Raw genomic sequence first — 22,399 nt, forward strand, 5'->3', positions numbered from 1 at the left:
CGTTACTACATTCCAATGTCCAAACCAGAGCCGAACTTTTGCTCTTTAGCTCTAGTTTTGATGGTTTGCCGGCACCAGAATCTATTGACCTTTGCTGCCGACAGAATTCAATACTTGTTGGGCTAAAGCACACCCTTATCCTTGAGTTCCTGCAGCGTTAAATCCAATGCCAGTTTGGCTTTGTGGATCAGTTCGTCCACTTCTGCGTGGGTGATTACTAACGGCGGACTGATAATCATGGTGTCGCCACAGGCACGCATCACAAGACCATTTTCTACGCTGATATCACGGCATACTTCGCCAATACCAACTTCCTCATCGAAGCGTTTTCGGGTTGCTTTGTCTTGCACCAGCTCAATCGCCGCTACCAACCCTACCCCTCGCGCTTCACCCACCAAGGGGTGCTCAGCCAGCGTTTGCCATTGGGATTGCAGGTAAGGCCCAATATCTTCCTTTACATACTGAACCAAATTTTTCTCTTTCATCACTTTGAGATTTTCCAAAGCAACCGCTGCTGCTACCGGATGACCGGAATAGGTATAGCCATGGTTAAAATCACCGCCTTTTTCTTCAAAAGCGTTTGCAACGCGGTCGCTGACAATAACGCCACCCATAGGGATGTAACCGGAAGTCATGCCCTTCGCTATTGGCATAAAGTCCGGTTTGATATCGAACGTCTGGCTGCCGAACCATTCACCGGTACGGCCAAAACCACATATAACCTCATCCGCAATCATCAGGATGTCGTACTTCGCCAGAATACGATTGATTTCCGGCCAATACGTCGACGGTGGAATGACAACGCCGCCCGCCCCTTGAACAGGTTCAGCGATAAAGGCCGCGACCTTGTCTTCGCCAATTTCCAGAATCGCTTTTTCCAGTTCCTGTGCGGCTTTCACACCAAACTCTTCCGGCGTCAAATCTCCACCTTCTCCAAACCAATAAGGCTGGGGAATGTGGTGAATGCCAGGAATGGGAAGGCCACCCTGTTTGTGCATGGCTTTCATGCCACCCAGGCTTGCCCCTGCAACCGTGGAGCCGTGGTAACCGTTGTGACGACCAATGATAGTGAACTTTTCAGGCTGACCTTTCAGTGTCCAATAGTGGCGAACCATACGCAGAACCGTGTCGTTGGATTCAGAGCCTGAGCCGGTAAAGAACACTTGATTCATATGATCCGGTGCGAGCTCAGCAATCTCTTTTGCCAACTCGACCACGGGCGGATGGGCGCACTGGAAGAAACTGTTGTAATAAGGCAGTTCCAGCATTTGCTTGTGGGCTGCGTCAGCAAGACGTTTCTCGCCATAACCAATGTTGGTGCACCATAGTCCAGCCATACCATCAAGGATGCGGTTGCCGTCACTGTCCCAAATATATACACCCTGCGCGCGAACAATCATGCGCGCTCCCTTTTCCCTCAGCGTTTTATGGTCGCTGAATGGGTGAAGATAATGGGCGTTGTCCAAAGCCTGCAGCGTTTGGGTATCTGGGTGATGTACGACGTGTGTCATTCTGACCTCCACATCCTTGAAGTTTGAAATACTGGCAACCTTTTTGGTTGTCTCCCTTGTAAAACAATGAGTAAACGAATCAGATTGGCTTCACATTAAACAGTCAATAACAGGAACTCCCGCTCCCAGGAACTGATCACGCGTTTGAAGTTTTCTTGCTCTTTACGTTTCACGGCGATGTATCCACGGGCGAAGGACTCACCAAGGTACTCCGCTACCTCATCGCAGTTTTCCATCATCTCCAGTGCTGCTTCGAGTGTGTAAGGCAGTATCGGACTTCGGATTTCATAACCGCGGCCCTGTGCTGGCGGCGTCGGTTTCAGATCGCGAACCATACCGATATAGCCGCACAAAAGACTCGCGGCGATAGCAAGATAACTATTGGCATCTGCGCCTGGCAGTCGGTTTTCTACTCGGCGCGCCTGTGGTGAACAGCTCGGCACACGAAGACCACAGGTACGGTTTTCTTCACCCCATTCCACATTTACAGGTGCTGAGGTATCTGGCAGGAATCGGCGAAATGAATTCACGTTCGGGGCAAACATTGGCAGCATTTCAGGAATGAACTGCTGAAGGCCAGCGATATGTCCGTAAAACAAAGAAGAACTAGTGCCATCTTCATTGGTAAAGACGTTCTTACCTGTTTTAGCGTCAACGATGCTTTGGTGAAGATGCATCGCACTTCCCGGCTCATCAGTAATGGGCTTAGACATAAAGGTCGCCACCACCTGATGCTTGAGCGCGGCTTCACGTAGCGTGCGCTTGAACAGGAACACCTGATCTGCCAGCACCAAAGGATCGCCATGACGGAAGTTGATTTCCATCTGAGCGACGCCTTCTTCGTGGATCAAGGTATCAATGGCGAGCCCTTGCGTTTCACACCATTCGTACATGTCTTCAAACAGCGGATCGAATTCGTTGGCAGCATCAATAGAAAAGGACTGACGCCCAGTTTCCATGCGACCAGAACGGCCAATCGGCGGCTCAAGCGGTAAGTCAGGATCTTCACACCGAGCAGTCAGATAAAACTCCATTTCCGGTGCGACAACGGGCTTCCAGTTTTTCTCTTCGTAGAGCTTCAGCACTTTTTTCAATACATTGCGTGGTGTCAGCTCAATGGGGTTACCCATCTTGTCGAAGGTGTCGTGAATGATCTGCGCGGTTTTCTCGACAGTCCATGGGAGGAGGTAGACGGCGTCTTCGTCAGGCTTACAGATAAAATCGATATCTGCTTCATCAAGCAGTGCGTAGTAGATATCATCATCTACATAGTCACCCGTCACAGTTTGCAACAAAACACTCTCTGGAAGGCGCATTTCACCTTCATTAATGAACTTATCGACTGGCGCAATCTTCCCTCGCGCGATGCCTGACAAGTCGCTGACAACGCACTCAACTTCCGTAATCTCGTTTTCTTTCAACCACTTCTTAAGCTTGTCCATATTCTTTCTCACGCTGATTCGCCCTTATTCGGCAGGCTTCCCCAAACATATCGAAGATAGCTGAATAAAAAGGATTTTTCGTGACCTTCCACTCAGGATGCCACTGAACACCTAAGGCGAAATTTTTTGCATCGATGACAGAGACAGCCTCTATCAGTCCGTCCGGGGCGTATGCTTCTGGTCGCAGTCCTTTGCCTAGTCTGTCGATGCCCTGGGTATGGACAGAGTTCACGTCAGCAGAAGTGCGACCCCAAGCCTCGTAGAGAAGCCCCCCAGGTTCGATGTTAATGGTGTGAGAAATACCGTATTGGATATCAACGGAAGCCGTTTTGTCTTCGCGGTGTTCGATATATCCGCCCACCTCATGAAGTTTTTGATGCAGGGAGCCCCCCATCACAACGTTGAGTTCCTGAAAACCACGGCATATAGCAAGTACAGGCACACCCAATTCAATGGCAAGAGCGAGCAGTGGCAGAGTAGTCGCGTCACGCGCAGGGTCGTGCTCAGTGCCTTCTTCGCTCGCTGCTCCCTGATAATGGTGTGGTTCAATGTTTGATGGAGAGCCAGTAAACAAAATGCCGTCCAGTGATGTCAGCATGCGCTTCATCGGTAAGTCTTGGCCTAATGCAGGAATGACCATTGGGCATGCGCCCATGGCGTCGGAGACGCTTCTGACGTACTTATCGCCAACAATATGGAAAGGATGCAGACCCAGCTGAGAGGTACACCCTGTCACGCCAATCATTGGGATAGTTGAATACTCCATATATTCCTCTGCATTTCCGGCCGAGTCTCAAAGCAAATCACTGCTTACTATCAGTATGCTATGCGTTCGTTTTTTTTCACGCTACACGTTAAAAATAAATTACGCAAGTGACGCACACAACAATTTCTATCTATTTATTCATCATTTTCTTAACATCGATAACCTTATGTTCTTACGAGGCTTATCGTATTGATTTGCTGTAAAAACTGAGGTTTTGTGAAGTGGAGCGCTGTTGACATAATCAATCCTTTACTATTCACTCAGAACTACACAACGAGGTGATTGATATAATTTACACTCAGGTAGGTGTTTCATGCGATATCAAACAGACAGGAAAATGTTTACACCTGAAGATGCACAGTTACCGGATGCGAACGAGGCTATTGAATTCCTTGAGCAGAATCCGGATATAGAGTTTGTTGATTTGCTCTTACTCGACATGAACGGCATCGTGCGTGGCAAGCGTGTAGAAAAGGACAAACTACAGAAAGCCTACGAGCAGGGGATTGCTCTGCCAATTTCCATTTACGGCATGAATATCAAAGGCACTCCTGTTGAAGAAACTGGATTAGGGCTTGAAATCGGTGAGTCTGATGCAATTTGTTACCCGGTAGCAGGCTCACTTAGCCGCCAACCTTGGCAAAAAAGGCCCATCGCCCAGTTGATGCTGGAAATGTATGAAGACAAGGAAACGCCACTTTTCGCCGATCCGCGGATGATCTTACGTCGCATCGTTCGGCAATTTAAAGCACGTGGACTGACACCCGTTTCGGCGTATGAGCTTGAGTTCTACCTGATTGACAGCAAAGCACCCGGTAACGCTCCTCTTCCTCCTGTTTCACCGATCACGGGCAAACGACCTGAAAACACCCAGGTTTATTCGCTCGATGAACTGGATGAGTACGCAGAGCTTCTTACCCAAATCATCGAAGCCGCCCGCGAACAAGGCTTGCCCGCAGATACCATTGTTGCGGAGTCTGCACCTGGCCAGTTTGAAATTAACCTCAAGCACACGGATGATGCGCTTGCCGCCTGTGATCATTCCATCCTGCTCAAGCGTGTCATTAAGCAAGTCGCCCATGACCATGACCTCGATACCACCTTTATGGCCAAACCCTACGCCGATCAAGCAGGTAATGGCATGCACCTTCATATCAGTCTTCTGGATGACGATGGCAACAACGTTTTCGAGCCAGAAGCTGAAGGTGAGATGACAGATATGCTTCGTTACGCGCTGGGAGGGATGCTAACGCTGATGCCACAGTACTTGGCAATCATGTGTCCAAACATCAACTCTTATCGACGTTTTGCACCAGATTTTTACGTGCCGAATGCCGCAACTTGGGGTATCGAAAATCGCACCACTGCCCTTCGTATTCCGGGGGATGTACCCGCTGCGACGCGCATCGAACACCGCGTAGCAGGTACAGATGCCAACCCTTACCTGATGATGGCAGCTTTGCTGGCATCCATCATGTATGGCATCGACAACAAAATTGAACCTTCAGAGCCTGTGGTTGGTAATGCTTACGACTTGGATAACGAGCCACTGCCAACCAACCTTCGGGATGCATTGCGTGAACTTTCTTCCTCTGATGCAATGCGACAGTTCCTCGGTACGGACTTTGTAGATGTGTTCGTCACCTGCAAAGAAAAAGAACTTGAAGAGTTTGAGCAGCACGTTACTGCGCTCGAATACGATTGGTACTTGCACGCCTTCTGATTCCTCGCCTTTCCCCAGACCGTTTTTATCACGGTCTGGGTCGGCACTTCACCTTGACTCACTTCACGCTCACTTGGACAATACCGCCGTTATTTATTCAACGCGGTTTCTAGCTATGACGACAGCGCTTTGCCCTTGTGGCAGCCAAAAACCTTACAGCGAATGCTGTGAGCCAATTCATCAAAACCACGCCAATGCAGATCACCCAGAAAAGCTGATGCGTTCTCGCTACTCGGCTCATGTGAAAGGTCTGGTTGATTATGTGGTGAAAACTTACCACCCATCTTGCGGCGCGGAGCAACATCGCGATGCGATTGCGGACTCTATCAACAGTGAGTGGTTGATGTTGGAAGTGCTATCAAGCTCAGTTGATCAATGTGGCAAACAAGGCTTCGTTGAATTCAAAGCCCATTACAAAGACGCTGATAAACAATATTGCCTGCACGAGAAATCTCGCTTCGTCACCGAAGAAAAAGGTGGCGAAACACTTTGGTATTACATCGACGGTGAATACCCGAAGGCTGAGAAAGTTGGGCGTAATGATCCCTGCCCATGTGGTAGCGGAAAAAAACACAAGAAGTGCTGCGGTTAAAAAACCATCAAGCTTTCAAGCACTGAGCCGATATAAAAGGGGAACAATCAAGGAGCAGTAACATGACCTGGTTCCCCAACATCTCTGACTATTCACCGCCAAAAGTCGGTAACGTCGTCAAACAGGACAAAACCAAACAGCAAGAAAAACGCGCTGAGGAAGAAGACCGTCATGACGACGAACAAGAAAAGACCACAGAAGAAAACAAAAAGAAAAATGACGGCTTGCTCGACATTTACGTTTGAAGCATTAACCTAAATACCCTGTCACTGTCGGCTTTTCTCCCCGCTCGGCTTCCTGCCTGTCACTTCCAATGCACTGCAATCGGTTTGGGCGACTCACAACCCGCTCAATGCGAATCAAATACGGTAAATCAGATTTAACTTATAAAAATACCTCCTAGGATGAAGTTTCGGCTGGTTCATCTCTAAATAGGATGTTTTATATGAAACAGAAGTTATCTCTTATCGCGACACTATTTATCTCCACCTATGCAACACTTTCAGCTGCAACCGATATCTATGTCGTTACCAATAAAGCTGACGGTAACACGATCGCCCATTTCAAAGATGACAAAGGAACCTTTGCAATGGTTGCTGAGTATTCTTCCGGCGGCACAGGAACAGGCGATTTGGAAATCCCTGCTCTTGAGAAAAATCCAGACCACCCGTTAGCTAATGGCGATGACCCGCTTATCTCAGCCAATGCCATTCGCGCTTCTGCAGACGGCGACCTCATTGTCTCGGTCAATCCCGGTGACGCCACCATCGCGCTGTCTGAAAGGCAAAAAGGTGGAAAGCTCGCATTGGTGAACACGGCGAAAGCATCTGATCTGTTCCCTATCTCTGTCGACATTTCCGGTGATTTAGTCGTTGCAGCGAGCGTGGGTGACAACAATGGCTCAGGTTCCATTGCGCTTTACCAAATCAAAGGTGGGAAGCTGATGATGGTGGCTGACAGCCGACGCGATCTAAAAGCGCGCCCCTCCACGATCAGTTTCTCAACCAATGGTGAGTTTGTTTACGTCAATGAGCTGGTCACAGGAAAAGTGAAGGTTTTCGGTATTGAAAACGACAACCTGACTGAGTCCCCAATTTCCAGCATCGACAGTCCACGTGCTGAGGCATCCCGCTTTCAGGCCATTCCAGTTGGGTTTGATGTGCGTGGTGACAACAATAAAGATGTCATCCTGATGTCGGAAGCACGCTTCCTGACACCAGATTTCAAGCTCCGAGAGGGTAATGGCGAAGTGGTACAAAGCCCGCTTTATAGCTGGCAAACGGGCTCACTCTCAACTTACACCGTAGATAAAAAAGGCCAGATTGCGGCCGTATCACAGGACGTGCTCACCGGAAGCAATGTAGAAGGCGATGAAATTGCCAACTGTTGGGTAGCCCTCTCTCCAGACGGCAATACGCTGTGGGCTGCGAATGCACTTTCTAGCTCAATCAGTTCGTTTTCGGTCAGCAAAAAAGGCGATGTCACGTTAAAAAATGACGTTGCGTATAAAGACAGTTCAGAGACTGCATTTTACAGTGATATGACAGTGAGCCACGATGGTAAACACCTCTATCAATTAGTCGGTAACCAAGGCGCGATTTTGGTTTTCGACATCAAGTCCAATGGCGACCTGACACTGAACCAACAAGTTGGCGGAATGCCAGAACTTGGCACCTACGGCATGCTCGCGCTTGATTAGGGGTTTCCCACTAAACGCCCGGCAAATCAGCTGGGCGTTTTCATTTCAATTTCCATCAATTTCAAGCATTCCCTCCAATAAGCACAGCTAAGGTTGTTTTTAAGTCGTTTTTAATCGAAATAATGTGTTGCAATCTTTATCGATTTTGTTAGTGTTGATGCCAAGCAAACGTTAAATCGTTACAGCACTTAGAGAAGAAAAATATGCAAAAATCGCTCATGACCATTCATCACCATCATCATCCTGACTAGTCTTTCGGGAGATGTGGTTTCGACTGGAAGACAAGGAGTAAGGTTCTTCCACCGGTCATCAAAGCGAACACAAGATTCAGACCCCCGGAAGCGAACCTTCCGGGGGTTTTTACTTTTAGGATTCAAAAAATTGCGATGACACTTTAAGGAAACGGGAAGTCGTCATAGCGAAAAAGATACAGGGAATAGATCATGCAAACAGAACGTCTAAGAATTGCCATTCAGAAAAAAGGCCGCCTTGCGAAAGAGTGTCACGAACTGCTCAAGCGCTGCGGTGTAAAAATTAACTTTTCCGGCGACCGTCTGATCGTTCACGCCGAGAATATGCCAATCGATTTGTTGCTGGTACGTGACGATGATATCCCAGGCCTCATCATGGATGGTGTGGTTGATTTGGGTGTTATCGGCGAAAACGAACTCGAAGAAGTGCGTTTAGAGCGCGTTGCACTGGGCGAGCCAAACGAGTATGTGAAGCTTCGTCGTCTCGACTTTGGCGGCTGCCGCCTGTCTGTGGCTATCGATAAAGACAAAACTTATAACGGTCCACAGGATTTAGCTGGCAAACGTATTGCCACGACTTATCCAAATATCCTCAAAGATTACCTCGACAAACAAGACGTTAAATTCAGCACCTGTATGTTGAACGGCTCTGTTGAAGTCGCGCCGCGCGCCGGTCTTGCGGATGCTATCTGTGATTTGGTTTCTACAGGTGCAACGCTTGAAGCAAACGGCCTGAAAGAAGCAGAAGTTATTTTCCGCTCTAAAGCGGTACTTATTCAGCGTATGGGTGAGTTCGATGCAGACAAAACTGCACTGATTGAACGCCTGCTGACCCGCATCAAAGGCGTGATCCAAGCAAAAGAATCAAAATACATCATGCTTCACGCGCCAAGCGAAACCTTGGAGCAAGTGGTTGAATTGCTGCCAGGCGCTGAAGACCCAACCATCCTGCCTCTTGCACATGACAAACAACGTGTTGCTGTTCACTTGGTTAGTACCGAGAACCTGTTCTGGGAAACCATGGAAAAACTGAAGGCCTTGGGTGCGAGCTCCATTCTGGTGCTGCCAATCGAGAAGATGATGGAGTAAGCCATGAAAACAGTGGTTTGGAAATCCCTCAGTGATACACAGCAGGCGAAAGCGCTTGAGCGCCCTGCTATCTCTGAAAGTGCATCAATCACTGAAGCCGTTGAAGGCGTGATCAAACAAGTCCGTACTGGCGGTGATGCTGCGCTGAAAGCGCTGACAGAGAAATTCGACAAAGTGGTGCCTGAGAATATTCAGGTTTCACAAAACGAAATCGATGCGGCGGAAGCTCGTCTGGGTGAGGAAATCAAAACAGCACTCAAACAGGCTTACGACAACATCGCCTGCTTCCACAAAGCGCAAAAAGCAGAGCCACTGACGGTAGAAACTATGCCGGGTGTAGTGTGTGAGCTGGTAACCCGCCCGATCAACCGCGTTGGTCTTTACATTCCCGGTGGCAGCGCGCCGCTGCCATCAACCGTATTGATGCTGGGTGTGCCTTCACAAATTGCCGGTTGTCGTAAAGTGGTGCTTTGTTCTCCACCACCAATCGCTGATGAAATTCTTTACGTTGCCAAGCTTTGTGGCATCGATGAAGTTTACAACCTCGGTGGCGCACAAGCCGTTGCAGCCATGGCTTACGGCACAGAAACAGTGAGCAAGGTTGATAAGATTTTTGGCCCGGGTAACGCCTTCGTGACCGAAGCTAAGCGTCAGGTCAGCAATGATCACCAAGGTGCCGCGATTGATATGCCGGCTGGCCCTTCTGAAGTGTTGGTGATTGCAGATGAAGATGCCGATGCAGATTTCGTTGCTGCAGATTTGCTGAGTCAGGCTGAACATGGCCCAGATTCTCAGGTTGTGCTTGTCACTCCATCGCCTGTGCTGGCAGAGAAAGTGGCTGATGCCGTCAAAGCCCAGCTCAAGGTATTGAGCCGCGCTGAGATCGCTAGCCAGGCACTGGGTTCTAGCATCATCATCATTGCAGACAGCCTGACCCAGTGTGTCGCGATTTCAAACAACTACGGCCCTGAGCACTTGATTGTCCAAACCAAGAACCCACGTGAATTGCTGCCACTGCTGGATAACGCAGGCTCGATTTTCCTGGGGGCATGGTCACCGGAATCTGTTGGCGATTACGCATCTGGCACCAACCACGTGCTGCCAACTTACGGCTATACGCGCACCTACTCGAGCCTTGGCCTTGCTGATTTCAGCAAGCGCATGACAGTGCAAGAGTTGTCATCTGATGGCTTGCAAGCCTTGGCACCTACTGTCGTTGCGATGGCCAATGCTGAAGGTCTGGATGCGCACAGAAACGCCGTGACCCTTCGTGTTGAAAAACTCAATAACAAAAAATAATAAAGGGGAAGCAATGGACATTGAAAAATTAGCCCGTAAGGACGTTCAGGCACTGACCCCTTACATGTCCGCCCGCCGATTGGGCGGCTCTGGTGATGTTTGGCTGAATGCTAACGAATCACCATTTAACAACGAATACACCATCAACGGTGCTGGCCTGAACCGCTACAGCACCTGTCAGCCTGAAGAACTGATCCGTGCTTACGCAGACTACGCAGGTGTTCGCCCAGAGCAGGTCCTGACCTCTCGTGGCGCAGATGAAAGCATCGAACTGCTGATCCGTACTTTCTGTGAAACCGGTGAAGACAGCATTCTGTTCTGCCCACCGACTTACGGTATGTATGCAATCAGCGCAGAAACAACCGGCGTTGCCCGCAAGACAGTGCCACTGACCGATGAATGGCAATTAAACCTGCCTGAAATCGAAAAGAACCTTGATAGTGTCAAACTGGTGTTTGTGTGTAGCCCAAACAACCCGACCGGTAACCTGATTAACCGTGACGACATTGAAGCGCTGTTGGAAATGACGGCTGGCCGCGCGCTGGTGGTCATGGACGAAGCCTACATCGACTTCTGTCCAGAAGCCTCAACTGTGGACCTGCTGGTACGCTACCCGAACCTTGCGATTCTCCGTACTCTGTCAAAAGCCTTCGCATTAGCGGGCTTGCGTTGTGGCTTCACGCTGGCGAATCAGCAGATCATTCAATTGATGACCAAAGTGATTGCGCCCTACCCAGTGCCAGTGCCGGTCACTGAAATCGCTGTACAGGCCTTAAGCGAAGCAGGTCTTGCCCGCATGAAGTATCAGGTGCTGGACTTGAATGCCAACCGTGCCTATCTGCAAGCAGGCCTTGCGATGCTACCGGATGTGGAAGTGTTTGATGGCTACGGCAACTACCTGCTGGTGAAATTCCCAGACGCTGACCTTCTGTTCTCAGCCCTTTGGGACAACGGCATTATCTTGCGCCGTTCGCCAATTAAAGGATGCATCCGAATCAGCGTGGGCAACCGCGAAGAGTGTGAAAAGACCCTGACCTTTATCCGCCAGCAACTGGCATAAAGAGCGCAACAAAAGGAATTTGTAGTGAAAGAAAAAATCCTCTTTATCGACCGTGATGGCACGCTGATTGTTGAGCCACCTGTAGATTTTCAGGTCGACCGCCTCGACAAACTCAAGCTTGAGCCATTCGTGATCCCTGCCCTGCTGGCGCTGCAAGACGCTGGCTATAAGCTGGTGATGGTGACCAACCAGGATGGTCTGGGTACTGACAGCTACCCACAGGAAGATTTCGACGCTCCACACAACATGATGATGGAGATTTTCGAATCTCAAGGCGTGAAATTTGCTGACGTTTTGATTTGCCCACACTTCGACCACGAAGATTGTAGCTGCCGCAAGCCAAAGCTTGGATTGGTTAAAGACTACCTCCAGCAAGGCCGAGTGGATTTCAAAACCTCTGCCGTGATTGGCGACCGTCAGACCGACCTGCAGCTTGCTGAAAACATGGCAATCCGCGGTATTCAATACAACCCGGAAACCATGGGCTGGCAGCAAATCCTGAAGGATTTGACCACCAACCCTCGCGTGGCAACGGTTGTTCGTACCACCAAAGAAACGGACATCCGAATCACGGTAAACCTCGATGAAACTGGCGGTAATAAAATCAGCACTGGCCTTGGTTTCTTCGACCACATGCTGGATCAAATCGCGACCCACGGTGGCTTCCGTATGGAAGTGGCGGTTGATGGCGACCTGCACATCGACGATCACCACACGGTAGAAGACACGGCGCTGGCGCTGGGTCAGGCGTTGAAAGAAGCGCTGGGTGACAAACGCGGTATTGGCCGTTTCGGTTTCAGTCTGCCAATGGATGAGTGTCTGGCGCAATGTGCTCTGGATTTGTCTGGCCGCCCTTACCTCAAGTTCGAAGCAACGTTCTCTCAGGACAAGGTTGGCGATCTTTCAACTGAAATGGTCGAGCACTTCTTCCGCTCACTGACTGACACCATGGCGTGTACCCTACACCTGTCATCAGACGGCGACAATACACACCACATCGTGGAGAGCCTGTTTAAAGCCTATGGCCGCACATTGCGTCAGGCGATTCGCGTAGAAGGTAACGAGCTGCCAAGCAGCAAAGGGGTGCTGTAATGAGCGATGCAAAGATTGTCATCATCGACACGGGCTGCGCAAACGTCAGCTCTGTGCGTTTTGCGATTGAGCGCCTCGGTTACGATGTCACGATCAGCCGCGACCCAGACGTTGTGCTGGCAGCAGACAAACTCTTTCTGCCGGGTGTAGGCACCGCGTCCGAGGCGATGAAAAACCTGGAAGAGCGTGACCTGATTTCGCTGGTACGCGAAGTCAAACAGCCTCTTCTCGGCATTTGCCTTGGTATGCAGCTTCTGGGTAAATCCTCACAGGAAGGCAAAGAGCAGGTGAACTGCCTAGGCCACGTTGATGCCGACACCAGCTTGATGGAAACCGGCGAGTTGCCACTTCCCCACATGGGTTGGAACACGGTCACCCCAGTGAACAATCACCCGCTGTTTAAAGACATTCCAGAAAACAGCTACTTCTATTTTGTTCACAGCTACGCCATGCCAGTCGGTGATTACACCATTGGTCAGTGCGACTACGGCAAGCCGTTTACCGCAGCGGTGCAAAGTGGCAACTATTACGGTGTGCAATTCCACCCTGAGCGCTCAAGCAAAGCTGGTGCGCAACTGATTAAGAACTTTTTGGAGATGTAATTAAGGATGATTATTCCCGCTTTGGATTTAATCGATGGGCAGGTCGTCCGTCTCTATCAGGGTGACTACGGACAAGTTACCGAATACAAAGTTGACCCAAGTGAACAGTTCGCGATTTACCACAACGCAGGCGCAAACTGGCTGCACTTGGTAGATCTTACGGGTGCAAAAGATACTTCTGCCCGTCAGCTGCCATTGATTGAAAAGCTGATTGCCAGCACACCAGCCAACATCCAAATTGGCGGTGGCGTCCGCAAAGAAAGCGACGTGGTAGAGCTGCTACGTGCCGGCGCAAAACGTGTTGTCATCGGCTCTACTGCTGTTAAGCAACCTGAGCTGGTTAAAGGCTGGATGGAAAAATATGGCGCAGAGCAAATCGTGCTGGCGCTGGACATCAACATTGATGACAAGGGCAACCGCATGGTCGCGGTTTCCGGTTGGCAGGAAGATTCTGGCGTGACCATCGAAGCGCTGCTGGATGACTTTCTGACCGTTGGTCTCAAGCACGTGCTGTGTACTGATATCTCCCGTGACGGCACCTTGGCAGGTTCCAACGTCGATCTATATAAAGACTTGTGTGCGGCGTACCCACAGGTTCAGTTCCAGTCTTCCGGCGGTATCGGTTCTCTGGCTGACATCGAAGCGCTGAAAGGCACAGGTGTCGCAGGCGTTATCGTTGGCCGTGCATTGCTGGACGGCAAGTTCACTGCAGAGGAGTCATTCGCATGCTGGCAAGAAGGATAATCCCATGTCTTGATGTTCGCGATGGTCAGGTGGTGAAAGGCGTTCAGTTCCGTAACCACGAAATCATCGGCGACATCGTCCCGCTGGCCGCGCGTTACGCAGCAGAAGGCGCAGACGAACTGGTGTTTTACGATATCACGGCCTCCAGTGATGGCCGTGTGGTCGACAAAAGCTGGGTCGCCCGAGTCGCAGAAGTCATCGACATTCCATTCTGTGTCGCTGGCGGCATAAAAACCGCAGAGGACGCCAAACGTATTCTGGAATTCGGTGCAGACAAAATCTCCATCAATTCCCCTGCACTGGCTAACCCAGAACTCATCACTGAACTTGCGGAGAAATATGGCGTGCAGTGTATCGTGGTCGGTATCGATTCCTACTATGACAAAGACACAGGCAAGTATCAGGTTTATCAGTTCACAGGTGACGAAACCCGCACCAAAGCGACCCAATGGGAAACCCGCGACTGGGTGCAGGAAGTCCAAAAACGTGGTGCTGGTGAAATCGTGCTGAACATGATGAACCAGGATGGCGTGCGCAACGGCTACGACCTTGAGCAATTGAACATGGTTCGCGAAGTGTGCCACGTCCCACTGATCGCTTCGGGCGGCGCTGGTGAAATGGTGCACTTTGCCGAAGCTTACAAAAAAGCGAATGTTGACGGTGCGTTGGCAGCGTCTGTATTCCACAAGCAGATCATCAACATTGGTGAACTGAAACAATACTTAAAACAACAAGACGTGGAGATCCGCTTATGAGCCAGACACAATCAAACGCGGCGCTCGCTGAAAGCATCGACTGGGAAAAAGTCGACGGCTTGGTACCTGCCATTGTTCAAAACTCACAGAGCGGACAGGTTCTGATGATGGGTTACATGAATCAGGACGCGCTGGCCAAAACGCTCGATACCGAGCAAGTGACCTTTTTCTCACGTACCAAGGAGCGTCTTTGGACCAAAGGCGAAACCTCTGGTAACGTGCTGCGTCTCAAGCACATCGCTGTGGACTGCGATAAAGACACCCTGCTGGTGCAAGCCGACCCCATCGGCCCAACCTGTCACCTTGGCACCGAAACCTGCTGGGGAGAAGACGACGCAAACAAACCTGCTCTGGTGTTTCTTCATCAATTGGAGCAGGTGTTGGCTTCCCGTCGAGGATCCGATCCTTCAACGTCTTATACGGCGTCCTTGTATGCCAAGGGCACCAAGCGCATTTCGCAGAAAGTGGGCGAAGAAGGCGTCGAAGTCGCGCTTGCAGCGACGTCGGGCGATAAGGAGGAACTGATCAACGAGTCTGCAGACCTGATGTACCACTTGCTGGTGCTGCTGCAAGACCAAGGCTTCTCGCTCGAAGACGTAGCAAATAAGCTGAAGGAACGTCACAAGTAAGCTTCTAAGCAAACCGCAGAAAAAGGCAATTTCGAAAGAGATTGTCTTTTTTTTCGTCATCCAATCACGGTGTAGGCAATTTTCTCCCACCGAAATTGGCGCTATCAGTTAAAATTTCAATCAGATACTGAGACGAATGCTTAAGGATTGAAATGTTTAACGGCAAGTCGATTTTGATCACCGGTGGTACCGGATCATTTGGAAAGAAATACACCAAGACCATCCTTGCGCGTTACAAGCCTAAGCGACTCATCATTCTCTCGCGCGATGAATTAAAGCAATTCGAAATGCAGCAAGAGTTTAATGACCCTTGCATGCGCTACTTTATCGGCGATGTACGCGACGCTGGCCGCATGATGGAAGCGATGAATGGTGTTGATTACGTCATTCATGCAGCCGCGCTCAAGCAGGTGCCTGCTGCTGAATACAACCCTATGGAATGCATCAAGACCAACGTCCATGGTGCAGAAAATATCATCCGTGCAGCCATCGCTAACAAGGTTGAAAAAGTTATCGCCCTTTCCACTGACAAAGCCGCCAGCCCAAATAACCTCTACGGCGCTACCAAACTTTGTTCAGACAAACTCTTCGTAGCAGCGAACAACATGACCGGTGGCGGACAAACCCGTTTTGCCGTTGTTCGTTACGGTAATGTGGTGGGCTCCCGTGGTTCTGTGGTGCCGTTTTTCAAAAAGCTGGTTGAAGAAGGTGCAGATTCGCTGCCAATTACCCACCCTGAGATGACCCGTTTTTGGATCACCTTGCAGCAGGGCGTCGACTTTGTTCTGAAGAACTTCGAGCGCATGCAAGGCGGCGAAATCTTTGTCCCGAAAATCCCATCTGTCCGCTTGATGGACTTAGCGACCGCTTACGGTAATGGTTTGCCGGTGAAAGAGATTGGTATTCGTCCCGGCGAGAAAATGCATGAAATCATGTGCCCAAGTGATGACTCTCATCTGACGCTGGAATTTGCTGACCACTATGTGATGCGCCCAACGATCAAATTCTATGCGGCTGATTACGACTATTCGGTGAATCCTCTCGGCGAAAAAGGCGAACCTGTTGCGGCTGGTTTTGAATACCATTCAGGCAGCAACCCGGATTTTCTGAACGTCGAGCAGATCCTGGAATTTGAGCAACAAGCATGATCCCTTACGGAAAACAAAACATTAGCCAAGACGATATCGATGCCGTCGTTGACGCTTTAACGTCTGACTTCATCACTCAAGGGCCGCGCGTTACTCAGTTCGAAAACGCTGTCGCCCAGAAAGTCGGAGCTAAACACGCCATCGCCGTGAACAGTGCAACTTCCGCGCTGCATATCGCTTGCTTGGCACTGGAGCTTGGCAAAGGTCAGCGTCTATGGACGTCTCCCAACACCTTTGTGGCGTCAGCAAACTGCGGTTTGTATTGTGGCGCAGATGTCGACTTTGTCGATATCGACCCAGCCACCTACAACCTTTGTCCAAAGCGTTTGGCGGACAAACTGGAACACGCAAAGCTGACGGACACCCTGCCGCATATTGTGGTCGTCGTACATATGTGTGGCCAAAGCTGCGATATGGAAGCTATCCACCAGCTTTCTGAGCAATATGGTTTCCGCATCATCGAAGACGCCTCTCACGCCATCGGCGGCAAGTATCAGGATCAGTATGTTGGTAATTGCCAATACAGCGATATCACCGTTTTCAGCTTTCACCCGGTAAAAATCATCACCACCGCAGAAGGTGGTATGGCGCTGACCAACAATCCAGCGCTCGCCAAAGTGATGGAAAATCTTCGCAGCCACGGTGTTACGCGGGATTTAGAATCTTTAGTCGACAGCAACCAAGGCGCTTGGTACTACGAGCAGCAATCACTGGGTTTCAACTACCGCATGACGGATCTGCAAGCCGCACTGGGAACTTCTCAGCTGGCGAGACTGGATACATTTGTAGAGCGCCGACAAGTACTCGCAGATCGCTACACTGAAAAGCTGTCGGCACTGCCGCTGACCACACCAACATTGCTTCCCGCCAGTAAATCGGCATGGCATTTGTATGTCATCCAGTTAGCGGAACCTGATTACCGCCGCCGCGTGTTTGATGAACTTCGCGCGAAAGGCATCGGTGTACACGTGCATTACATTCCGGTTCACACCCAACCGTATTACCGCGAGTTGGGATTTGAGTGGGGACAATTCCCTGCTGCAGAAAATTATTATCAAGCTGCGCTCAGCCTGCCTCTTTACTTTGATATGACGGAAGAAGAGCAGGACATCGTGATTCAGGCACTGGCTGACGCGCTGCGCTGAGGACGAAATGAAAGTCTGTATTATTCCTGCCCGTGGCGGCAGCAAACGTATTCCGGGAAAAAACCTCAAAACCTTCATTGGCAAGCCAATCATTGCCTATGCCATTGATGTCGGCAAAAAGTCTGGCCTGTTTGACCGCATCATTGTCTCGACAGACAGCGAAGATATTGCCGGTGTCGCCAAAGAGCATGGCGCAGAAGTGCCTTTCCTTCGTCCTGCTGATATCGCCAATGACCACGCCACAACGTTGGATGTGATCAAACATGCCATCGAATGGCTTCAGGAGAACGATAGCCGTGCATTGGGCTCGGTCTGCTGTCTTTATGCCACCGTGCCGTTTACCCGCGCGAAGGATCTGGAAGAGGGTCTGGCGCTATTGGAAAAAGAACAGACTCAATACACTTTCGCCGCCACACGCTTTTCATTCCCCATTCAGCGGAGTATCCGAATGAATGGCGAAGGCAATGTGGAAATGTTCTGGCCTGAGCATTTCTCTACCCGCTCACAGGATTTAGAAACTGCATATCACGATGCGGGGATGTTTTACTGGGGCAAGCCGGACGCATTCCTTTCCGGCAAACCGATTTTCGCGCCACACTCCAAAGCCGTTCAGATCCCTCATTTCCGCGTTCAGGATATCGATGAGCCCGACGATTGGATCCGCGCTGAAATGCTCTATCAAATCCTTGAACAACGGGGAGAGCTATGAAGGTTGCCATTCGTGTCGATGCCTCCAGCCAGATTGGTACCGGACATATCATGCGCTGTCTGGTATTGGCAAAAAAGCTGATCGAGCGCGGCCATGAGGTAGTGCTTCTTAGCCGCCCTCTGACGGGCAACCTTATCGATTACAGCAAAGCTCAAGGTGTCGACGTAATTTCCCTGAAAACCATTCAGGAAACCTTCTTACCCGATGCCGGTGATTACAAACACTGGCTTGGCGTGACACAGGAGGCTGATGCAAAGGAATGCTTGGCAGCACTGAAAGGGTTTCAGCCAGACTGGATTGCCATGGATCATTATGCGCTCGACCATGAGTGGCAAGACCTGATGCGTACATCGGGTGCCAGAATCTTTACCATCGACGATCTGGCTAACCGCGAACACAAGTGTGATGTGCTCTTGGACCACAACCCGTGGCCGGATTTCGAAAACCGCTATCATCCAGTTGTGTCAAAGGAATGCACTCAACTTCTGGGACCAAAGTTTGGCCTGCTGCGTCCGCGCTTTTCCGAGCTTCGCCAACAGCCTCCAGCGATAAAGAATGTAGTACTGGCTTTTTTCAGTGGCACAGACCCAAGTGGCGAATGCATCAAGCTTTTAAACGCCAGCAGACACTTTGATTCACTCCCTTTCCGGCTGCATGTTGTGCACGGGCTGGCGAACCCAAGGAAAGACGAAATTGCGTCACTGCCTTTACCGGAGTTCGTGACGCTTTCTGAAAACCTTCCCGACTACGAAGCTGAACTTGCCGCCTGCCGATATGCTTTTGGCGGTGCCGGTGTCAGCGCGATTGAACGCGCCAGCCTCGGTGTGCCAGGAACCCTTGTTTCCGTGGCAGAAAACCAACGTCAAATGGCCGAACACCTTGGTGCCAGCGGCCTGTATCGTTACCTTGGTGTCAGCGATAAAACCACCGAGCACGATTACGCCAATGAGCTGAAATGGCTAGCGGAACATTGGAAAACTTTGCCTTATCGCTTGGAGAAATCAGATATCGATGGCAATGGTGCGCAGCGTGTAGTCGAAGTCATGGAAAGATTGTGTCCGCCAGAGACGAATAATCAGATGACATTCCGCCCCATGACGAGCGAAGACTTACCCATGGTACGGGGTTGGCGAAATGACCCTGGCGTTCGCGAGATGATGTTTACCCAACATGAAATCAGTGCTGAGGAGCATGAGCGTTGGTTTGCCAAAGCTTCAACTGACGCCACCAAACAGTTTTTTATTGCACACTCTGAGGGAACGCCGGTTGGCATGGTCTCTTTCACCGAGATTGAAAGGAAATCCAACACCGCAGAATGGGGGTTTTATAAATCCCCTGAAGCGCCCTCAGGCACTGGCTTTACGCTGTTATCGGAAGCATTGCATCTAGGCTTTGATAAGTTGGGGCTTGAAGGTATTCGCAGCCGGGTGCTTTGCAGCAATCCAAAAGTCCTTTACCTTCACCACAAGCTTGGCTTTTCAAAGGAAAAGGACACTCAAACCCTAATCACAGCAGAGGAAGACAAAGATTATTTTGCTTTCTTCCTTTCACGTGAAGACTGGAACGGTAACACAGCATCATGACCCCGTTTATTACCATCGATGGCCGTAAAATTGGCCCAGACCACAAGCCTTACATCATCGCTGAAATGTCAGCGAACCATAACGGTTCCATCGAACGTGCTTTCCAGACCATTGAAATGGCCAAACGCGCTGGCGCTGATGCGATTAAGATGCAGAGCTACACCGCTGACACTATCACCCTGAATTGCGATTCTGACGAATTCCAAATCAAAGGCGGACTCTGGGATGGTCGCACTCTTTATGACCTTTACCAAGAAGCCCACACGCCCTTTGAATGGCACAAGCCGCTATTTGATAAAGCACGCGACGTTGGCATTACACTGTTCAGTACGCCGTTTGATTTTACAGCGGTAGACTTGCTGGAAGATCTCAATGCGCCCGCTTACAAGATAGCGTCGTTTGAAGCGGTCGATTTACCGCTGATCCGTTATGTGGCGCAAACCGGAAAACCGATGATCATATCCACAGGCATGGCTAACGGTGATGAAATTGCCGAAGCGGTAGCGACTGCCCGTGACAATGGTTGTGGGCAATTGGTGCTTCTTCATTGCATCAGCGCCTACCCTGCCCCAGCTTCCCAAAGCCATCTGCGTACCATTCCCGATCTCGCGGAGAAGTTCGGTGTGATAGGTGGTCTATCCGACCACACATTGGGTACCACAGTGTCTGTTGCTGCTGTTGCGCTCGGCGCGTCCGTGATTGAAAAACACGTCACTCTGAGCCGCAATGACCCAGGCCCAGACTCTACCTTTTCTCTGGAGCCTGATGAATTGGCATCGCTCTGTCGGGACACAGAAACGGCTTGGCAAGCATTGGGACAAGCAGGTTATCAACTTAAGGAGGCGGAGAAAGGCAATGTGCAATTCCGCCGTTCGCTCTATGTTGCTCAAGACATCAAGAAAGGTGAAACCCTCAATCCAGACAACGTAAGAAGCGTGCGTCCGGGGTTTGGTTTAGCGCCCAAGCATTATGATGCTGTCATGGGACGAATCGCGCTCTCAGATATTCCCGCGGGTACGGCCCTTAATTGGGAACTCATTTCCAAATAACCACCTCTAGATGAGCAACAGTGCCCCAGAGGCTCTGTTGCTTAGCTCACCCTTCTAATATGAAGCTTTCATGACATACCCTTTTCTATTGTTGACTCCTGCTTTGATGAAATTAATATATGGATATTCGCATATGGAGATATTCAAATGTTACCTCATCAGTTTTTCAAACTGCTCGCAGATGAAACCCGCGTGAGATGTTTATTGCTCATCGCGCGGGAAGAAAAAATCTGCGTGGGCGAGCTAACGGAAGCACTCAACGAGGGCCAGCCAAAGATCTCCCGACACTTGGCACAACTTCGCTCAAGTGGCGTGATTTTGGATACCCGCCAAGGTCAGTGGGTGTTTTACCGTCTGTCTGACCAACTTCCCGGTTGGATGCGCAAACAAATTCAAGGGCTGGTCGATTCGAACTGCCTTAAACAAGAATACCAGCAAGATATCCAGCGTCTCTCGGAGATGAAATCTCGCCCAGAGTGCTGTGTTTAGAGGAAAATTGAGATGTCTATTAAAGTAGGAATTAATGGTTTTGGCCGTATCGGCCGTCTGGCACTTCGCGCCGCATTCGACTGGCCTGAACTTGAGTTTGTTCAAATCAACGATGTCGCTGGCGATACAGCAACTCTGGCTCACCTTCTGGAGTTCGACTCTGTTCAGGGTCGCTGGCATCACGAAGTCACCAACGATGGCGATGCCATGCTGATCAATGGCAAAACCATCCGCACGACACAGCAAAAGAACATCAGTGATATCGACTGGTCATGCTGTGACGTTGTTATCGAAGCAACGGGTGTACACCGTAAATCCGAGTTTCTGAATCAATACCTGGAGCAAGGCGTTAAACGCGTTGTTGTCTCTGCACCCGTGAAAGAAGATGGCGTTGCCAACATTGTTGTGGGCGTCAATGACAACATCTTCGACCCAGAAATCCACCGTATCGTGACTGCGGCATCGTGCACCACCAACTGTATCGCTCCTGTAGTGAAAGTGATTCACGAGAAACTGGGTATCGAACAATCTGCTTTCACGACGATTCACGATCTCACCAACACCCAAACCATTCTGGATGCACCGCATAAAGACCTTCGTCGTGCGCGCGCCTGTGGCATGAGTTTGATCCCAACCACTACAGGTTCTGCGAAAGCTATCGTTGAAATCTTCCCTGAGCTGGACGGTAAAATTAACGGCCACGCAGTCCGTGTTCCGCTGGCGAATGCCTCTCTGACTGACATCATCTTCGATGTGAAGCGCGACACTACCGCAGAAGAAGTGAATGCCCTGCTGAAAGAAGCGTCTGAAGGCGAGCTGAAAGGTATTCTTGGCTTTGAAGAGCGTCCACTGGTGTCTATCGATTACAAAGGCGACCAGCGTTCTACCATCGTTGATGCCCTCTCTACTATGGTTGTTGGCAAGCGCATGGTGAAAGTCTACGCCTGGTATGACAACGAAATGGGCTACGCTACGCGCACCGCAGAGTTGGTTCGCAAAGTAGGTCTAGCGTAAACACAGAA

22 protein-coding genes and 1 other annotated feature are annotated in these 22,399 nt (G+C 50.3%); of the genes, 19 read left to right on the top strand and 3 right to left on the bottom strand.

All coding sequences use genetic code 11. The features are described from left to right. Positions 1-122: 122 nt before the first annotated feature. The 3 genes from G5S52_RS10080 to G5S52_RS10090 form a co-directional block, all read right to left on the bottom strand. Complete coding sequence (locus G5S52_RS10080) at positions 123-1,511, bottom strand: aspartate aminotransferase family protein (RefSeq protein WP_165013223.1); 1,389 nt, start codon at positions 1,509-1,511, stop codon at positions 123-125. Between the two features lie 95 nt (positions 1,512-1,606). Beyond that, complete coding sequence (locus G5S52_RS10085) at positions 1,607-2,953, bottom strand: glutamine synthetase family protein (protein WP_062662583.1); 1,347 nt, start codon at positions 2,951-2,953, stop codon at positions 1,607-1,609. After that, entirely contained in the window at positions 2,940-3,719 is a 780-nt protein-coding gene (locus tag G5S52_RS10090; protein WP_062662585.1) for a gamma-glutamyl-gamma-aminobutyrate hydrolase family protein, read from the bottom strand. The genes G5S52_RS10085 and G5S52_RS10090 overlap by 14 nt, the downstream gene beginning before the upstream one ends. Before the next feature lie 313 nt (positions 3,720-4,032). Between G5S52_RS10090 and G5S52_RS10095 the strand changes: the two genes are divergently transcribed. The 19 genes from G5S52_RS10095 (at position 4,033) to G5S52_RS10185 (ending at position 22,391) form a co-directional block, all read left to right on the top strand. Next, complete coding sequence (locus G5S52_RS10095) at positions 4,033-5,442, top strand: glutamine synthetase family protein (RefSeq protein ID WP_235956166.1); 1,410 nt, start codon at positions 4,033-4,035, stop codon at positions 5,440-5,442. A 115-nt stretch (positions 5,443-5,557) separates the two neighbouring features. Continuing rightward, entirely contained in the window at positions 5,558-6,034 is a 477-nt protein-coding gene (locus tag G5S52_RS10100) for a YchJ family metal-binding protein (RefSeq protein ID WP_165013225.1), read from the top strand. A gap of 62 nt (positions 6,035-6,096) precedes the next feature. Further along, entirely contained in the window at positions 6,097-6,279 is a 183-nt protein-coding gene (locus G5S52_RS10105) for a hypothetical protein (protein WP_165013227.1), read from the top strand. Positions 6,280-6,479: 200 nt separating this feature from the next. Beyond that, positions 6,480-7,733, top strand: coding sequence for a beta-propeller fold lactonase family protein (locus G5S52_RS10110; RefSeq protein WP_165013229.1), 1,254 nt, complete (start codon positions 6,480-6,482; stop codon positions 7,731-7,733). 226 nt (positions 7,734-7,959) lie between these two features. Continuing rightward, positions 7,960-8,099, top strand: a sequence feature (His leader region). A gap of 77 nt (positions 8,100-8,176) precedes the next feature. After that, entirely contained in the window at positions 8,177-9,073 is an 897-nt protein-coding gene (hisG, locus tag G5S52_RS10115; protein ID WP_002542155.1) for an ATP phosphoribosyltransferase, read from the top strand. Between the two features lie 3 nt (positions 9,074-9,076). Further along, the gene (hisD, locus tag G5S52_RS10120) at positions 9,077-10,372 is read left to right on the top strand and encodes a histidinol dehydrogenase (protein ID WP_165013231.1); all 1,296 of its coding nucleotides are present in this window, start codon (positions 9,077-9,079) and stop codon (positions 10,370-10,372) included. A gap of 19 nt (positions 10,373-10,391) precedes the next feature. Next, entirely contained in the window at positions 10,392-11,432 is a 1,041-nt protein-coding gene (hisC, locus tag G5S52_RS10125; protein WP_368737468.1) for a histidinol-phosphate transaminase, read from the top strand. Between the two features lie 24 nt (positions 11,433-11,456). Beyond that, the gene (gene hisB / locus G5S52_RS10130; protein WP_046305804.1) at positions 11,457-12,524 is read left to right on the top strand and encodes a bifunctional histidinol-phosphatase/imidazoleglycerol-phosphate dehydratase HisB; all 1,068 of its coding nucleotides are present in this window, start codon (positions 11,457-11,459) and stop codon (positions 12,522-12,524) included. Beyond that, positions 12,524-13,126, top strand: a complete 603-nt coding sequence (hisH, locus tag G5S52_RS10135; protein ID WP_062662602.1) for an imidazole glycerol phosphate synthase subunit HisH — start codon at positions 12,524-12,526, stop codon at positions 13,124-13,126. The genes hisB and hisH overlap by 1 nt, the downstream gene beginning before the upstream one ends. Before the next feature lie 6 nt (positions 13,127-13,132). Further along, positions 13,133-13,870: a 1-(5-phosphoribosyl)-5-[(5-phosphoribosylamino)methylideneamino]imidazole-4-carboxamide isomerase gene (gene hisA / locus G5S52_RS10140; protein WP_165013235.1), complete on the top strand. Its 738-nt coding sequence runs from the start codon at positions 13,133-13,135 to the stop codon at positions 13,868-13,870. Further along, the gene (hisF, locus tag G5S52_RS10145) at positions 13,852-14,625 is read left to right on the top strand and encodes an imidazole glycerol phosphate synthase subunit HisF (RefSeq protein ID WP_165013237.1); all 774 of its coding nucleotides are present in this window, start codon (positions 13,852-13,854) and stop codon (positions 14,623-14,625) included. Before hisA ends, hisF begins: the two co-directional genes overlap by 19 nt. Next, a complete protein-coding gene (gene hisIE / locus G5S52_RS10150) occupies positions 14,622-15,254 on the top strand; it encodes a bifunctional phosphoribosyl-AMP cyclohydrolase/phosphoribosyl-ATP diphosphatase HisIE (protein WP_165013239.1) in 633 nt (210 codons plus the stop codon). Before hisF ends, hisIE begins: the two co-directional genes overlap by 4 nt. Before the next feature lie 152 nt (positions 15,255-15,406). After that, positions 15,407-16,402 carry a UDP-N-acetylglucosamine 4,6-dehydratase (inverting) gene (gene pseB / locus G5S52_RS10155; RefSeq protein ID WP_165013251.1) on the top strand — a complete coding sequence of 332 codons (996 nt, stop codon included), beginning with the start codon at positions 15,407-15,409 and terminating at the stop codon, positions 16,400-16,402. Next, entirely contained in the window at positions 16,399-17,547 is a 1,149-nt protein-coding gene (gene pseC, locus G5S52_RS10160; RefSeq protein WP_165013261.1) for a UDP-4-amino-4,6-dideoxy-N-acetyl-beta-L-altrosamine transaminase, read from the top strand. The genes pseB and pseC overlap by 4 nt, the downstream gene beginning before the upstream one ends. A gap of 7 nt (positions 17,548-17,554) precedes the next feature. Continuing rightward, the gene (pseF, locus tag G5S52_RS10165; protein WP_165013263.1) at positions 17,555-18,256 is read left to right on the top strand and encodes a pseudaminic acid cytidylyltransferase; all 702 of its coding nucleotides are present in this window, start codon (positions 17,555-17,557) and stop codon (positions 18,254-18,256) included. After that, on the top strand, positions 18,253-19,839 hold the full coding sequence (gene pseG / locus G5S52_RS10170) for a UDP-2,4-diacetamido-2,4,6-trideoxy-beta-L-altropyranose hydrolase (protein ID WP_165013265.1): 1,587 nt from the start codon (positions 18,253-18,255) through the stop codon (positions 19,837-19,839). Before pseF ends, pseG begins: the two co-directional genes overlap by 4 nt. Then, positions 19,836-20,888, top strand: coding sequence for a pseudaminic acid synthase (pseI, locus tag G5S52_RS10175; RefSeq protein ID WP_165013267.1), 1,053 nt, complete (start codon positions 19,836-19,838; stop codon positions 20,886-20,888). Before pseG ends, pseI begins: the two co-directional genes overlap by 4 nt. A 147-nt stretch (positions 20,889-21,035) precedes the next feature. After that, complete coding sequence (locus tag G5S52_RS10180) at positions 21,036-21,377, top strand: metalloregulator ArsR/SmtB family transcription factor (RefSeq protein ID WP_165013269.1); 342 nt, start codon at positions 21,036-21,038, stop codon at positions 21,375-21,377. A gap of 12 nt (positions 21,378-21,389) precedes the next feature. Next, positions 21,390-22,391 (top strand): ArsJ-associated glyceraldehyde-3-phosphate dehydrogenase, encoded by a 1,002-nt coding sequence (locus tag G5S52_RS10185; protein ID WP_165013271.1) that lies wholly within the window; start codon positions 21,390-21,392, stop codon positions 22,389-22,391. Positions 22,392-22,399 lie beyond the last annotated feature (8 nt).

This window comes from Grimontia sedimenti, from assembly GCF_011045095.1.
GTDB lineage: Bacteria > Pseudomonadota > Gammaproteobacteria > Enterobacterales > Vibrionaceae > Enterovibrio > Enterovibrio sedimenti.

Bases quoted from the DNA above. Each gene is read 5' to 3' on its own strand.
- G5S52_RS10110 (WP_165013229.1), top strand. From the start codon at position 6,480: ATGAAACAGAAGTTATCTCTTATCGCGACACTATTTATCTCCACCTAT.
- pseC (WP_165013261.1), top strand. From the start codon at position 16,399: ATGATCCCTTACGGAAAACAAAACATTAGCCAAGACGATATCGATGCC.
- G5S52_RS10080 (WP_165013223.1), bottom strand. From the start codon at position 1,511: ATGACACACGTCGTACATCACCCAGATACCCAAACGCTGCAGGCTTTG.
- pseI (WP_165013267.1), top strand. From the start codon at position 19,836: ATGACCCCGTTTATTACCATCGATGGCCGTAAAATTGGCCCAGACCAC.
- G5S52_RS10085 (WP_062662583.1), bottom strand. From the start codon at position 2,953: ATGGACAAGCTTAAGAAGTGGTTGAAAGAAAACGAGATTACGGAAGTT.
- G5S52_RS10100 (WP_165013225.1), top strand. From the start codon at position 5,558: ATGACGACAGCGCTTTGCCCTTGTGGCAGCCAAAAACCTTACAGCGAA.
- pseF (WP_165013263.1), top strand. From the start codon at position 17,555: ATGAAAGTCTGTATTATTCCTGCCCGTGGCGGCAGCAAACGTATTCCG.
- hisF (WP_165013237.1), top strand. From the start codon at position 13,852: ATGCTGGCAAGAAGGATAATCCCATGTCTTGATGTTCGCGATGGTCAG.
- hisIE (WP_165013239.1), top strand. From the start codon at position 14,622: ATGAGCCAGACACAATCAAACGCGGCGCTCGCTGAAAGCATCGACTGG.
- pseB (WP_165013251.1), top strand. From the start codon at position 15,407: ATGTTTAACGGCAAGTCGATTTTGATCACCGGTGGTACCGGATCATTT.
- G5S52_RS10185 (WP_165013271.1), top strand. From the start codon at position 21,390: ATGTCTATTAAAGTAGGAATTAATGGTTTTGGCCGTATCGGCCGTCTG.
- hisG (WP_002542155.1), top strand. From the start codon at position 8,177: ATGCAAACAGAACGTCTAAGAATTGCCATTCAGAAAAAAGGCCGCCTT.
- G5S52_RS10180 (WP_165013269.1), top strand. From the start codon at position 21,036: ATGTTACCTCATCAGTTTTTCAAACTGCTCGCAGATGAAACCCGCGTG.
- pseG (WP_165013265.1), top strand. From the start codon at position 18,253: ATGAAGGTTGCCATTCGTGTCGATGCCTCCAGCCAGATTGGTACCGGA.
- G5S52_RS10105 (WP_165013227.1), top strand. From the start codon at position 6,097: ATGACCTGGTTCCCCAACATCTCTGACTATTCACCGCCAAAAGTCGGT.
- hisA (WP_165013235.1), top strand. From the start codon at position 13,133: ATGATTATTCCCGCTTTGGATTTAATCGATGGGCAGGTCGTCCGTCTC.
- G5S52_RS10095 (WP_235956166.1), top strand. From the start codon at position 4,033: ATGCGATATCAAACAGACAGGAAAATGTTTACACCTGAAGATGCACAG.
- hisH (WP_062662602.1), top strand. From the start codon at position 12,524: ATGAGCGATGCAAAGATTGTCATCATCGACACGGGCTGCGCAAACGTC.
- hisD (WP_165013231.1), top strand. From the start codon at position 9,077: ATGAAAACAGTGGTTTGGAAATCCCTCAGTGATACACAGCAGGCGAAA.
- G5S52_RS10090 (WP_062662585.1), bottom strand. From the start codon at position 3,719: ATGGAGTATTCAACTATCCCAATGATTGGCGTGACAGGGTGTACCTCT.